Origin of the sequence: Aquitalea sp. ASV15 (assembly GCF_016429115.1) — a bacterium.
GTDB lineage: Bacteria > Pseudomonadota > Gammaproteobacteria > Burkholderiales > Chromobacteriaceae > Aquitalea > Aquitalea magnusonii.
On record NZ_JAELTZ010000052.1, the window covers coordinates 15,025 to 27,816 of the forward strand.

Below are 12,792 nucleotides of genomic sequence, written 5' to 3' on the forward strand. Positions count from 1 at the left end.
CCGAGCACATGCGTGACTACTTTGTTTACACCACCACCACCGACCCGCGCGCCAGCGTGATGCTGGCCGAGCTGACGCAGGAATACGACGCACGCTACGGCAATCTGTTCAGCCCCGGCGGTGCCGCTGAGGAAATGCGGCGCTATCCGCCGGAAACCTTTGCGCCGCCGCACGGCAACTTCCTGTTGCTGCTGCGGCAGGGGCAGGCGATTGCCGGCGGAGCCTTCAAGCGGCTGGATGAGCATACCGCCGAATTCAAGCGTATCTGGACCCACAGCCAATTCCGCCGTCAGGGCTTGGCCGGGCTGGTGTTGCAGGAGCTGGAGGCGCAATGCCAGCGCCAGGGTTACCGCCAGATTTACCTGACCACCGGTTGCCGCCAGCCGGAGGCGGTCGGGCTCTACCTGCGTCATGGTTATCAGGCGCAGTTCGACCCGGCAGGCGATCTGGAAGCCTTGCGCACCCTGCCGTTTACCAAGGCAGTGCCACGCCAGTCCAGCGCGCAATCCCATGCTGGCTACTTGACAGAACTGGCCGGCATTGCCGTCTGAAACCGCTTTGACTTGCTTGCCGCACCCACCACGGCTTTTGCACAGGACAAGACATCATGAGTGAAATTAGCGAAGTCGGCGATATCGCCTTCAGTCATCCGCACCCGCTGCCACGGCAGGCAAACGAGCCTGCAGCGGCTGAAGCCAGCGGCAGCAACTGCTATGCCGGGTTGCGCATCATCCCGGCGCGTTACCCGGCGCGCATTGCCGGCAGTGTGCTGGCCCTGTTGTTGCTGGCCGCCATCGTCAGTTCGGTGGCCACCAATCCACGCTGGGGCTGGCCGGTGTTTGCCGAATGGTTTCTGGCCGCCCCGGTGCTGGAAGGCCTGGGCCGCACCTTGCTGCTGACCGCCATCGGCACGGTGCTGGGGTCGGTGCTGGGCACGGTACTGGCACTGGCGCGGGTATCGCGCTCGCCGCTGCTGGCCAGCCTGTCGTGGAGCTATATCTGGCTGTTCCGCTCCATTCCGCTGATCGTGCTGCTGCTTATCCTCAACAACCTGGGTTATCTGTACGAAACCATCAATATCGGCGTGCCGTATACCGGCATCAACTGGTTCAGTTATTCCACCACCGAGCTGATCAGCCCCTTTGCCGCAGCGGTGCTGGGCCTGAGCCTGAACCAGGCGGCATTCTCGGCGGAAATTATCCGTGGCGGCATTTTGTCGGTGGAGCAGGGCCAGCTGGAAGCCGCCGCTGCGCTGGGCCTGCCACGCGGACGGCAGATCTTCCGCATCGTGCTGCCGCAGGCCATGCGCACCATTTTGCCCACTGCCTTCAATGACATCATTGGTCTGGCCAAGGGCACGGCCAATGTCTACATCCTGGCGCTGCCGGAGCTGTTCTACACCATCCAGGTGGTGTACCACCGCAATCTGGAAGTGATTCCGCTGCTGATGGTGGCCACCGTGTGGTACCTGATCATCCTCACCGTACTGTCCACCGTGCAGGTGCAGGTGGAGCGCCACTATGCACGTGGCGCATTGCGCCAGCAGCCGCAGTCGCTGTGGCAGCGTGCCCGCCAGCGCTGGTGGCCTGCCGCCGCCGCAGGCAGCACTGATGTCCTTGCCCAGCCAGCCGCGCTGACCGATATACCCGCAGTCAAGGGTGGCGCAGTGGCGATTCATTCTGTCAGCAAGCGCTATGGCCATCAGCAGGTGCTGGATGCGGTGTCGCTGACCGTTCCGCCCGGCAGTGTCACCGTCATCATCGGCCCGTCCGGTTCGGGCAAGTCCACCTTGCTGCGCAGCATCAATCATCTGGAGCGGCTGGATAGCGGATTCATTGCCATTGACGGGGAGTTGATCGGCTATCGCCTGCAGGGCAACTCGCTGCACGAACTGAAGGAAAAGGACATCCTGCAACGCCGGGTGGAAGTGGGCATGGTGTTCCAGCACTTCAACCTGTTTCCCCATCTCACTGTATTGCAAAACCTGATTGAAGCGCCCATCGCCCTGCGCGGCCTGAGTCGGGCCGAGGCCGAAGCCCAGGCGCGCCTGCTGCTCAAGCGGGTAGGGCTGGCCGACAAGGCCGATGCCTGGCCGCGCCAGTTGTCCGGCGGCCAGCAACAGCGGGTGGCCATTGCCCGTGCGCTGGCGCTGCGCCCCAAGGTGCTGCTGTTTGACGAGCCCACCTCGGCGCTGGACCCGGAGCTGGTGCAGGAAGTGCTGGACGTCATCAAGGAGCTGGCGCGCTCTGGCACCACGCTGCTGATTGTCACCCATGAAATCGGCTTTGCCCGTGAAGTGGCCGATACCGTGGTGTTCATGGAGCAAGGCCGCATCGTGGAAAGCGGCAGCCCGGAACAGGTATTGCGCCAACCGCAGCAGCAACGCACCCGCGAATTCCTGGCCCGCGTGCTCTAGGGCCATGGATAAAACATTTCCCATGGATAAAACATTTTTCACACACCGTCACGACCACAAGCAAGACCACAACAAGGAAAGCATCATGTCGCGTAACACCCATCTGCCGCGCCGTACCGTACTGGCCGCCCTCAGCCTTGCCCTGCTGGCCCCGCTGTTTGGCCATGCCGCCAGCAGCATCGACCTGAGCCCGGAGCAAAAAGGCCAGCCCAAGGGCCGTCCGGTGCCAGAGGCCATCAAACTGCTGCCGAAGGACGTCCGCTTCGTCAAGGACAAGACCTTCGTGGTGGCCATTGCTGGCGGCATTCTGCCGATTGGCGGTTTTGCCAGCGACTCGAAAACCATCATCGGTGCCGACCCGGACATCTCGCGCCTGGTGGCCGATGGCCTGGGCCGCAAGCTGGAACTGGTCAACGTGGCCTGGGCTGACTGGCCGCTGGGCCTGCAGTCCGGCAAGTACGATGCGGTGATTTCCAATGTCACCGTCACCGAAGCGCGCAAGGAAAAATTTGATTTCTCCACCTACCGCAAGGACTTGCTGGGCTTTTACACCAAGGCGGGCAGCAAGCTGAAAATCAATGCGCCCAAGGATACTGCCGGGCTGAAGGTGATTGTGGGGGCGGGCACCAATCAGGAGCAGATCCTGCTGGAATGGAACAAGAAAAATCTAGCATCCGGGCTGAAACCCTTGGAGGCACTGTATTTTGATGATGAAGCCGTGGCACGGGTAGCGCTGCAATCCGGTCGTGCCGATGCCTGGCTGGGCCCCAATGCCATCTATGCACTGGAAGCGGCGCAGACCGGCAAGGTACGTCTGGCGGGTACCTTCTCGGGCGGTTGGCCGCTGACTGCTGACATTGCCGTCACCACGCGCAAGGACTCCGGCCTGGCTGCGGCGATTACCAAAATCATCAATACCCAGATTGCCAACGGCAATTACGCCAGGGTACTCGGCCGCTGGGGTCTGAGTGCCGAGGCCATCAGCGAATCGCGCACCAACCCGCCCGGCCTGCCCAAGAGCTGAGTGCCAAGCTCGGTTAACCGTATTTTCCCCTGCGTAAAACGGGTGGCCTGCTTGCTTTCCCGGATGCCACCTTGTCTGCATCCGGGATGCGAGCACACCCGGCAGTGTTACAAGAAGGATCTTGCCATGCCTTGCTCTTGCGGCCATGCCTGCCGTGTGGCTTGAAACCACTCGCGCTGTGTTGGCTGACAAAAGTATTCATCAGTTGTGGTTGTCATTTTTCTTCATATCCATTGCAGTTTTTATTGCTTAGCCAGCCGCATGCTGCAACGTAGTATTGGCGGGCAGAACAAGGGTATCCGCCCAGGGGCGCGATGACGCAATTGCCAATACATAGCAGCCACACATCACGCTACTGCGCCTTACCGATGTAGCGACTGCCGAGCAGGGCGGCTGCATCAGGCGGCCACCCTGTCCGCCAGCTATCAAAAGACAAAGGATCTGTCATGAGCATTCAATCCCTCAATGTACGCAACCAGTTCAAGGGCGTGATCAAGGAAATCCTGGAAGGGCCGGTATTGTCCGAAGTGGATGTGGAAACCGCCTCCGGCATTGTCACCTCGGTGATAACAACCCGCTCGGTACGCGAGCTGCAACTGAAAGTGGGCTCGCCGGTGATTGCCTTCGTCAAGTCCACCGAAGTGTCCATTGCCACGCTGGCGTAAGGAGCAGGCATGAGCGCCATTCTGCCCGAAGCCGCATTGCAACAGCTGTTTGTGGCGGCCCGTTCCAATCACCGCTTCCAGGACAAGCCGGTCACTGAGGCCACCATTCGCCAGTTGTACGACTTGCTGAAATGGGGGCCGACTGCCTTCAACGGCCAGCCCGGCCGTTATCTGTTCATCCATAGTGTCGAGGCGCGGCAAAAGCTGCTGCCCGCGCTGTCCTCCGGCAATCGCGACAAAACCGCCGCCGCACCGCTCACCGTGGTGCTGGCCTGGGACCCGGCCTTTCATCAACATCTGCCTGCGCAGTTTCCGGCCTACGACGCCAAGGGCTTTTATGATGGCCTGCCGCAACTGGTGGAGCCGCATGCGCGGCTCAATGCCAGTCTGCAAGCGGCCTACCTGATTCTGGCTGCCCGAGCCCTGGGGCTGGATGCCGGGCCGATGGCCGGGTTTGATGCCGCTGCCGTGGATGCTGCCTTCTTTCCGGACGGCCAGTGGCGCAGCCTGCTGCTGGTAAACCTGGGCTATGGCGTGACGGAAGGTTTGCCGCCGCGTGGGCCCCGGCTGGCATTTGAACAGGCAGCTGCCATCGTTTGACCAGATTGCCCATGTCAATCCTGCTGGCCGCCCATGTGCATGCATGGGCGGCTTTTGTCGTCATTTGCCGGTATTTATCTGAATTTAAGATATAAAACGGCGATTTTCTTGGTTTGTTGATGCATGCCGGATGGTTAGTCTGTCCCCTGAATGTGCTGCCCACCCACTTGCGGCAGCCACCATCAGGGAGTCTGCAATGCAGCCATCAACAATCAAATTTTCACGCTGGGGCGGTGTGCTGGCCACGCTGCTGCTGGCTGTCAGTACGCTGGCCGTGGCCGGGCCTAACGGCATCAAGGTGGGGGTGTCCTCCACGCCGCAAATCGAATCGCTGCAAATCGCGGTGAAGGAAGCCAAGGCCCAGGGCCTGAATGTGGAGCTGGTGGAGTTTTCCGACTGGAACACCCCCAATGCCGCACTGGCCAATGGCGATATCGATGTCAATTATTTCCAGCACATTCCGTTTCTGGAAAACGCCAAGAAGCAGGGTGGTTACGACTTTGTGCCGATTGCCCCCGGCACCATCATGAAAATCGGCCTGTACTCGCACAAATGGAAATCCTTTGCCCAGATTCCGCTGGGCGGCAAGGTGGCCATTGCCGGTGACCCGGTGAATGGCGGCCGTGGTTTGCTGCTGCTGGAAAAAGCCGGGCTGATCAAGCTCAAGCCCGGCCTGGCTTACAAGGCCACCATCCAGGATATCGTGGCCAATCCGCGTAAGCTGCAAATCGTGCAGCTGGAAGCCTCGCAACTGGCGCGCTCGCTGGATGATGTGGATCTGGCGCAAGGCTACCCGTCCTTCCTCAAACTGGCGGGCGACAACCCGGACAATGCCTTGCTGTTTGACGGGCTGGAAAACAGGATTTACGCGCTGCAATGGGTGGTGCGCAAACAGGATGTGAACAATGCGCAAATCCGCCGCTTCATTGCCATCTATCAGCAATCAAAGCAGGTGCGTGCCTCGCTGGACAAGGTGTTCGGCAAGTTGTACGCCCCCGCCTGGCTGTGAAGGAGAGACGCATGAATGCTTTGGCAGAGGCAATCCGGCCAGAGGTAGTACAAGGCCCGGCCTTGTGGCAGCGCGAGGCGGAACCCGCCGGGGAGGCGCTGGTCAGCTTCCGGCAGGTGGGGCGTCAGTTCCAGGCTGGCGGGCGCAGCGTGCAGGCCTTGCAGGAGGTGAGCTTTGACATCCGGCGTGGCGAAATCTTCGGCATCATCGGCCGCAGCGGCGCGGGCAAGTCCACCTTGCTGCGTACCATCAACCGGCTGGAATCGCCCAGCAGTGGCCAGGTGCTGGTGGCGGGCAAGGATTTGTCCGGCCTGAACGAAGCCCAGCTGGCGCAGGCGCGGCGCGGCATCGGCATGATATTCCAGCACTTCAACCTGCTGTCCTCGCGCACGGTGGCGCAGAACATCGGCCTGCCCTTGAAGATAGCCGGGCTGCCGCAGGCCGAGATTGACGCCCGCGTCGACAGCCTGCTGCAACTGGTGGGGCTGGAGGGCAAGCGCGATGTCTATCCGTCACGCTTGTCCGGCGGCCAGAAGCAGCGGGTGGGCATTGCCCGCGCGCTGGTGCATCAGCCGGAATTGCTGCTGTGCGACGAAGCCACCTCGGCACTGGACCCGGAAACCACCCAGTCGATTCTGGCGCTGCTGCGCGATATCAACCGTCAACTCAAGGTCACCGTGGTGCTGATTACCCACGAAATGGCCGTCATCCGCGAAGTGTGCGACCGCGTGGCCGTGCTGGAAGCAGGCAAGGTGGTGGAGCTGGGGCCGGTATGGCAGGTGTTTGGTGCACCGCAGGCCGATGCCACCCGCGCCTTGCTGGCCTCGCTGAATCATGAGCTGCCTGCTGATGTGGCCGGGCGCATCGTGCAGGAACCGGCCAGTGCGCAGTCGGAACTGCTGCTGGATGTGCGGCTGGATGGCGTCAGCGGGCAGGACCCGGCGCTGGGCCCGATGGTGGCAGCCCTGGGGCCGGCCACCCGCCTGCTGCATGGCGGTGTGGAACGCATACAGGGCAGGGCGCAGGGCAGGCTGGTGCTGGCCTGCGCGCCGCAGTCGCGCAACCGGCTGGGCGATCTGGCCCGTCAGCTGGCCATTCCGGTCGGCAATATCCGCATCCTGGGGTACGTCGACCATGCCTGATTCTTTTGATCTGTATCTGACTGCCGCCTGGCAGACCCTGCAAATGGTCAGCGTGTCGGCGCTGGTGTCCGCCATTTTCGGCCTGGCGCTGGCCTTGCTGCTGGTGACCACCGGTCCGGGTGACCTGTACGCCCGGCCCTGGCTCAACCGGGGCGTGGGCAGCGTGGTGAATGTGTTCCGCTCGGTGCCTTTCATCATTCTGCTGGTGGTGCTGCTGCCCTTCACCCGGCTGGTGGTGGGCAGCACCATCGGCGTGTGGGCGGCGGTGGTGCCGCTGTCGGTGGCCGGGATTCCGTTTTTTGCCCGCATTGCCGAAGTCAGCCTGCGCGAAGTGGACCGCGGGCTGATTGAAGCGGTGCAGGCCATGGGCGGGCGCAAGCGCGATGTGCTGTGGCATGTGCTGCTGCCTGAAGCGCTGCCGGGCATTGTCTCCGGCCTCACCATCACCCTGGTGGCGATGATCGGCTCCTCGGCCATGGCCGGTGCCGTGGGGGCCGGTGGCCTGGGTGACGTGGCCATCCGCTATGGCTATCAGCGCTTTGATACCCAGGTAATGGTGTCGGTGCTCATTGGCCTGGTGGTGCTGGTCAGCGTGGTACAAACCGCCGGTGACGTGCTGGCGCGTCGTCTCAATCATCGTCAATAAGCCGGAAACCATTCATGACTCAACAAGCAATCCTGCAAGAAGCTGCACTGATCCGCAGTGATGCCGAAGCCCTGGAAGTGGCACGCCAGCTGGCGGCCGAGTTCGCCGTGGAAGCCGGCGTGCGCGACCGTGAGCGCCGCCTGCCCTGGGCCGAGCTGGCGCGTTATTCCGCCAGCGGCCTGGGTGGCATTACCGTGCCGCGTGCCTATGGTGGTGCCGGCGTCAGCCTGCTGACACTGTCGCGGGTGTTCCGCACCCTGTGCGCGGCCGACCCCTCGCTGGGGCAGATTCCGCAAAACCACTTTGCCGTGCTGGAACTGTTCCCGCTGCTGGCTACGCCGGCCCAGTTGCGCTTCATCTATAGCGAAGTGCTGTCCGGGCGTCGTCTGGGCAATGCCGGGCCGGAAAAGGGCAAGCAGCCCATGCAGCAGCTCAGTACCCGGCTGAGCCGCGAGGCGGACGGGCTTTACCTGAGCGGCCAGCGTTTTTACTCCACTGGGGCCTTGTTTGCCGACTGGATTCCCACCCGCGCCCGCGATGAATCCGGCCTCACCGTACAGGTGCTGGTGCCACGGCATGCGCCGGGCGTGGAAGTCATCGACGACTGGTCCTCGTTTGGCCAGCGCACTACCGCCAGCGGCACGGTGCGCTTTGAGCGGGTACGGGTGGAGGAGGCGCAGCTGCTGCCGGTATGGCAGCTGGCGGACCGCCCCAATCTCACCGGGCCCATTTCGCAACTGATCCAGGCCAGTATTGACGCCGGTATTGCCGAAGCGGCACTGCGCGACGCCATCCTGTTTGTGCGTGAGCATGCCCGGCCCTGGCTGGATTCCGGCCTCAGCCGTGCCAGTGACGACCCTTATGTGATTCAGGCGGTGGCGCGCTTGCAGATCGACCTGCATGCCGCACTGGAAGTACTGGACGATGCCGCCCGCACGCTGGACCGCCTGCGCACGGGCGAAGTGACCGATGCCATCAGTGCCGAAGCCTCCATTGCCGTGGCCGAAGCCAAGGTGCTGACCACCGAAATTGCCCTGCAAGCCAGCGAAAAACTGTTCGAACTGGCCGGTTCGGCCGCCACCCGTGCGCGCCACCAGCTGGACCGCCACTGGCGCAATGCCCGCGTGCACACCCTGCACGACCCGGTGCGCTGGAAGTACCACGCCATTGGCAATTACAGCCTGAACGGTGTGTTTCCGGCACGTCATCAATGGAATTGAAAGGAGAGCAGCATGAGTGAAGTGGCTGCAGTGCGCCCGGTGCAGGGCCAGCAGGCCAAGCCGCTGGCGGCCCACCGTATCGACAGCGATGAAGAAGCGCTGCAACTGGCCCGCCATTGGGCTGGCGAATTTGCCCGCGACGCCGCCCGGCGCGACAGTGAGCGCATCCTGCCCTGGGCCGAGCTGGAAGGCTATAGCCAGAGCGGGCTGTGGGGCATTACCGTGCCGCGCAAATATGGTGGTGCCGGCGTGTCCGCGGTCACGCTGGCGGAGGTGATTGCCACCATCAGCGCGGCGGACGGCTCGCTGGCGCAGATTCCGCAAAACCATTTCTACGCGCTGGAAGTGCTGCGCGTGGGTGGCAGCGCAGAACAAAAGCGCTTTTTCTACGGCCTGGCGCTCGCAGGCGTGCGTTTTGGCAATGCGCTGGCTGAAATCGGCCACAAGGACTACCAGCGCCGCACCCGGCTGACGCCGGAGGGCAAGGGCTATCGCGTCAGCGGTCAGAAATTTTATTGCACCGGCGCGCTGTATGCGCAGTGGATTCCCACGCTGGTGGTGGATGACAACCAGGACAGCTATCTGGCTTTCATCCCGCGCCACAGTGATGGGGTGGAGATTACCGACGACTGGGACGGTTTCGGCCAGCGCGTCACCGGCAGTGGTTCGGTCGGCTTCAGCCAGGTATGGGTGGAGCCGGAGTGGATTGTGCCGTTCAAGGCCTCGTTTGACCGGCCCACTCCCATCGGCCCGTTTGCCCAGATTCTGCACTGCGCCATCGACCTGGGCCAGGCGCGAGGCGCCTACCAGGAAGCCCTGCACTATGTGCGCGAGCATGCCCGTCCCTGGATAGATTCCGGCGTGGACAAGGCCAGCCGCGACCCGCTCTTGCTGGAGCGGGTGGGCAATCTGCGGGTGCGCTTGCGGGCCGCCGATGCCTTGCTGCGCCGCGCCGGTCGGGTGCTGGATGCACTGCAGGCACAGGCCTTCCCCGATGCGTGCAGTGTGGCAGAAGCCTCGGTGGCGGTGGCGGAGGCCAAGGTGCTGACCACCGAAGTGTCCTTGCTGGCCGGTAGTCAGTTGTTCGAGCTGGCCGGTACCAGTGCCACGCTGGAAGCGCGCAATCTGGACCGCTACTGGCGCAATGCCCGCGTGCACACCCTGCACGACCCGGTGCGCTGGAAATTCCACGCCATCGGCAATTACCTGCTGAACGATGTGCTGCCGCCGCGGCATGGAGCACTGTGACATGGCGAAAAAACAGATTCTGCTCAACGCCTTCAACATGAACTGCGTTGGCCACATCAACCACGGGCTGTGGACCCACCCGCGTGACAATTCGGTGGACTACAACACGCTGGGTTACTGGACCGAGCTGGCCAAAACGCTGGAGCGCGGCCTGTTCGACGGCCTGTTCATCGCCGATATCATCGGTGTCTACGATGTGTACCAGCAGTCGATAGACCTGACCGCGCGCGAAGCCATCCAGCTGCCGGTCAACGACCCCTTGCTGCTGGTACCCGCCATGGCGGCAGTGACCCAGCATCTGGGTTTTGGTGTTACTTCCAACCTCAGCTACGAACCGCCGTATCTGTTTGCCCGGCGCATGTCCACGCTGGACCACCTTACCGGTGGCCGCGCGGGCTGGAATATTGTCACCGGTTATCTGGACAGCGGTGCGCGTGCCATGGGTTTGCTGACTCAGGACGAACACGACCAGCGCTACGACCGCGCCGATGATTATCTGGAGCTGCTGTACAAGCTGTGGGAAGGCAGCTGGGAAGACCAGGCCGTGCAGCGCGACAAGGCGGCGCGGGTGTTTGCCGATGCCAGTCGCATCCACCGCATCAGCCATCAGGGGCCGTTCTACCAGCTGGATGGCTACCACCTGTGCGAGCCTTCGCGCCAGCGCACCCCGGTGCTGTTTCAGGCGGGTAGCTCGGAGCGCGGCCAACAGTTTGCCGCCCGCCACGCCGAGGGCATCTTCATTGCCGCGCAGGACAAGGACAAAACCCGCCAGCTGGTGCAGGACATCCGCCGTCAGGCGGTGGCCGCCGGTCGCCGTGCCGAGGATGTGAAAATCTTCATCGGCATCGCCGCCGTGGTGGGGCAAACCCAGGCCGAGGCGCAGGAGAAGTTTGACGACTACTGGCAGTACGCCAGTGCTGAGGCAGGTCTGGCTCACTTTGCCAGCAGTATTGGGGTGGACTTCAGCCGTTACGGCCTGGACGACCCGATTGAATACGGTGGCAGCAATGCCATCCAGTCGGCAGCCAAAACCGCCGCCGCCAACCAGCTGACCCGGCGCAAGCTGCTGGAACGCTTCCGGCTGGGCAGTCGTTACCCGACGCTGGTGGGCGATGCTGCCAGTGTGGCGGACGAGCTGGAAAGCTGGGTCAACGAGGTGGGGGTGGATGGCTTCAACCTGTCCCGCACCGTGACGCCGGAAAGCTACGAAGACTTTATCGACCTGGTGATTCCGGAGCTGCAAAACCGTGGCAGTTACAAAACGGCCTATGCCGAAGGCAGCCTGCGCCACAAGCTGTTTGCCGAAGGCGACCGGCTACCGGCGCGCCATGCCGCAGCGGGCTACCGGCCACGCTGAAGCGACAAGAAACCAAAACAACATCACACACGCAAGGGAAAATCATGAAACTTCAGCAGAAGAAACTGGGCGCGTTGGCGCTGGTCGGCCTGCTGCTGGCGCAAGGCGCACTGGCGGCGGCATTGAAGATTGGCGTTACACCAGGCGCCTATGCCGACTCGGTGCAAGTGGCGGCGCAGGAGGCGAAAAAGCAGGGGCTGGACGTGGAGGTGGTAGAGTTTTCCGACTGGACCACACCCAATGTAGCCCTGGCCAGCAAGGACCTGGACGCCAATTACTTCCAGCATCAGGCGTTTCTCGACAATGTCATCAAGACCCAGGGCTATCATTTCAAGCCGGTAGGGCTGGGTATTCTGGCCAATATCGGCCTGTACTCCAGCCGCATCAAACAGTTTGGTGAGTTGAAAACCGGTGCCAAGGTGGCCATTGCCAGCGACCCCATCAATCAGGGCCGTGGCTTGCTGTTGCTGCAAAAAGCCGGGCTGGTAAAGCTGCGCGACGGCGTGGGCGCACGCGGCAAGCTGAGCGATATTGTCAGCAATCCGCGCAAGCTGGAGTTTGTGGAAGTGGAAGGCCCGCAGCTGGTGCGGGTGGTGAATGATGTCGATCTGGCACAGGGTTATCCGCACTTCATTGTGGCGGCGCATGCCTTCGACCCCGGCAGCGCGCTGATTTTCTCCGGCAAGGATGACGAGCAATACGCCTTGCGTTTTGTCGCCCGCGAAGACAATGCCCGTGACCCGCGGCTGTTGAAGTTTGTGCAGATCTACCAGAGCTCCCCGGCAGTGAAGGCGCAGATTCGCAAGTCCTATGCCAATAACGACAAGCTCTACAGCCTGGCCTGGCAAAAATAGGCGCTTATCCTGAGCAAAGCAAAACAGGCATTGCTGCGGCAAGGCCTGTTTTGCTGAGGGCCATCTGGCCTGGTCGACAGCCAGCGCTGGCTGGCCGTTTGACCGCACTTAGCGCAGCGCGCTGATTTCCCCCAGCCGGATCAGCCGCGCGCGGATGATGTTGCGGCTGATACCCAGCAGGCGCGCGGCCTGCACCTGGTTGCGGTGGCAATAGTTATAGGCGGCGCGGATGATGGTGCTTTCGATGTCTTCGTACAGATGGCTGCCATTGGTTTCAAACAGGGCCTGCAAGGCCTGCTGCAACTGCTGGTGTCCTTCGTCCGCGTCCTGGCCGTTGAGCGCAGGGTTTGCCGGCGTGTTGTGGCGCTCGTGGCGGCGGTTCAGTTGCAGCGAAGACAGCTGCAAGTCTTCGCCGCGCACCACATTCTGTTTGCAGATCAGCAAGGCATGGTGGATGACGTTTTCCAGTTCGCGGATATTGCCCGGCCACGGGTGTTGCAGCAGCTTGCGCTCGGCATCGGCATGCAGGGCGACATCGCCATAGCCCAGGCGCTGGCGGTATTCGTCCACAAAATGCCGGGCCAGCGGCAGGATGTCGCCGGGGCGGTCGC

13 protein-coding genes and 1 pseudogene are annotated in these 12,792 nt (G+C 62.5%); 13 read left to right on the forward strand and 1 reads right to left on the reverse strand.

Going from position 1 to position 12,792, the window contains the following annotated elements; genetic code table 11:
- Nucleotides 1–8 precede the first annotated feature (8 nt).
- The 13 genes and pseudogenes from JHD64_RS17735 (at nt 9) to JHD64_RS17790 (ending at nt 12,181) form a co-directional block, all read left to right on the forward strand.
- On the forward strand, nt 9–551 hold the full coding sequence (locus JHD64_RS17735; RefSeq protein WP_199054645.1) for a GNAT family N-acetyltransferase: 543 nt from the start codon (nt 9–11) through the stop codon (nt 549–551).
- Between the two features lie 56 nt (nt 552–607).
- Nucleotides 608–1,498, forward strand: a pseudogene (locus JHD64_RS22030) (amino acid ABC transporter permease); the annotation flags it as partial.
- A 168-nt stretch (nt 1,499–1,666) separates the two neighbouring features.
- The gene (locus tag JHD64_RS17740) at nt 1,667–2,416 is read left to right on the forward strand and encodes an amino acid ABC transporter ATP-binding protein (protein ID WP_370540976.1); all 750 of its coding nucleotides are present in this window, start codon (nt 1,667–1,669) and stop codon (nt 2,414–2,416) included.
- An 85-nt stretch (nt 2,417–2,501) separates the two neighbouring features.
- A complete protein-coding gene (locus JHD64_RS17745; RefSeq protein WP_199054646.1) occupies nt 2,502–3,440 on the forward strand; it encodes an ABC transporter substrate-binding protein in 939 nt (312 codons plus the stop codon).
- Nucleotides 3,441–3,886: 446 nt separating this feature from the next.
- Nucleotides 3,887–4,105: a molybdopterin-binding protein gene (locus JHD64_RS17750; RefSeq protein ID WP_045847830.1), complete on the forward strand. Its 219-nt coding sequence runs from the start codon at nt 3,887–3,889 to the stop codon at nt 4,103–4,105.
- Nucleotides 4,106–4,114: 9 nt separating this feature from the next.
- On the forward strand, nt 4,115–4,705 hold the full coding sequence (locus JHD64_RS17755) for a malonic semialdehyde reductase (RefSeq protein ID WP_199054647.1): 591 nt from the start codon (nt 4,115–4,117) through the stop codon (nt 4,703–4,705).
- 196 nt (nt 4,706–4,901) lie between these two features.
- A complete protein-coding gene (locus JHD64_RS17760; RefSeq protein WP_199054648.1) occupies nt 4,902–5,714 on the forward strand; it encodes a MetQ/NlpA family ABC transporter substrate-binding protein in 813 nt (270 codons plus the stop codon).
- A gap of 11 nt (nt 5,715–5,725) precedes the next feature.
- Complete coding sequence (locus JHD64_RS17765; protein ID WP_199054656.1) at nt 5,726–6,856, forward strand: methionine ABC transporter ATP-binding protein; 1,131 nt, start codon at nt 5,726–5,728, stop codon at nt 6,854–6,856.
- Complete coding sequence (locus JHD64_RS17770; RefSeq protein WP_199054658.1) at nt 6,849–7,502, forward strand: methionine ABC transporter permease; 654 nt, start codon at nt 6,849–6,851, stop codon at nt 7,500–7,502. Before JHD64_RS17765 ends, JHD64_RS17770 begins: the two co-directional genes overlap by 8 nt.
- Nucleotides 7,503–7,516: 14 nt before the next feature.
- Nucleotides 7,517–8,722 carry an SfnB family sulfur acquisition oxidoreductase gene (locus JHD64_RS17775; protein ID WP_199054660.1) on the forward strand — a complete coding sequence of 402 codons (1,206 nt, stop codon included), beginning with the start codon at nt 7,517–7,519 and terminating at the stop codon, nt 8,720–8,722.
- Nucleotides 8,723–8,734: 12 nt separating this feature from the next.
- Nucleotides 8,735–9,970, forward strand: coding sequence for an SfnB family sulfur acquisition oxidoreductase (locus JHD64_RS17780; RefSeq protein WP_199054662.1), 1,236 nt, complete (start codon nt 8,735–8,737; stop codon nt 9,968–9,970).
- 1 nt (nt 9,971) lies between these two features.
- The gene (locus JHD64_RS17785) at nt 9,972–11,327 is read left to right on the forward strand and encodes an LLM class flavin-dependent oxidoreductase (protein WP_199054664.1); all 1,356 of its coding nucleotides are present in this window, start codon (nt 9,972–9,974) and stop codon (nt 11,325–11,327) included.
- Nucleotides 11,328–11,371: 44 nt separating this feature from the next.
- Entirely contained in the window at nt 11,372–12,181 is an 810-nt protein-coding gene (locus JHD64_RS17790; RefSeq protein WP_199054666.1) for a MetQ/NlpA family ABC transporter substrate-binding protein, read from the forward strand.
- Nucleotides 12,182–12,289: 108 nt separating this feature from the next.
- On the opposite strand, the gene JHD64_RS17795 is transcribed toward JHD64_RS17790, so the two are convergent.
- Nucleotides 12,290–12,792: helix-turn-helix domain-containing protein (locus JHD64_RS17795; RefSeq protein ID WP_304506652.1), on the reverse strand; the 503-nt coding region annotated here is incomplete at its 5' end.

Coding starts and splice junctions, on each gene's coding strand:
- JHD64_RS17750 (WP_045847830.1), top strand. CDS start 3,887: ATGAGCATTCAATCCCTCAATGTACGCAACCAGTTCAAGGGCGTGATC.
- JHD64_RS17745 (WP_199054646.1), top strand. CDS start 2,502: ATGTCGCGTAACACCCATCTGCCGCGCCGTACCGTACTGGCCGCCCTC.
- JHD64_RS17780 (WP_199054662.1), top strand. CDS start 8,735: ATGAGTGAAGTGGCTGCAGTGCGCCCGGTGCAGGGCCAGCAGGCCAAG.
- JHD64_RS17755 (WP_199054647.1), top strand. CDS start 4,115: ATGAGCGCCATTCTGCCCGAAGCCGCATTGCAACAGCTGTTTGTGGCG.
- JHD64_RS17760 (WP_199054648.1), top strand. CDS start 4,902: ATGCAGCCATCAACAATCAAATTTTCACGCTGGGGCGGTGTGCTGGCC.
- JHD64_RS17735 (WP_199054645.1), top strand. CDS start 9: ATGCGTGACTACTTTGTTTACACCACCACCACCGACCCGCGCGCCAGC.
- JHD64_RS17785 (WP_199054664.1), top strand. CDS start 9,972: ATGGCGAAAAAACAGATTCTGCTCAACGCCTTCAACATGAACTGCGTT.
- JHD64_RS17790 (WP_199054666.1), top strand. CDS start 11,372: ATGAAACTTCAGCAGAAGAAACTGGGCGCGTTGGCGCTGGTCGGCCTG.
- JHD64_RS17765 (WP_199054656.1), top strand. CDS start 5,726: ATGAATGCTTTGGCAGAGGCAATCCGGCCAGAGGTAGTACAAGGCCCG.
- JHD64_RS17770 (WP_199054658.1), top strand. CDS start 6,849: ATGCCTGATTCTTTTGATCTGTATCTGACTGCCGCCTGGCAGACCCTG.
- JHD64_RS17775 (WP_199054660.1), top strand. CDS start 7,517: ATGACTCAACAAGCAATCCTGCAAGAAGCTGCACTGATCCGCAGTGAT.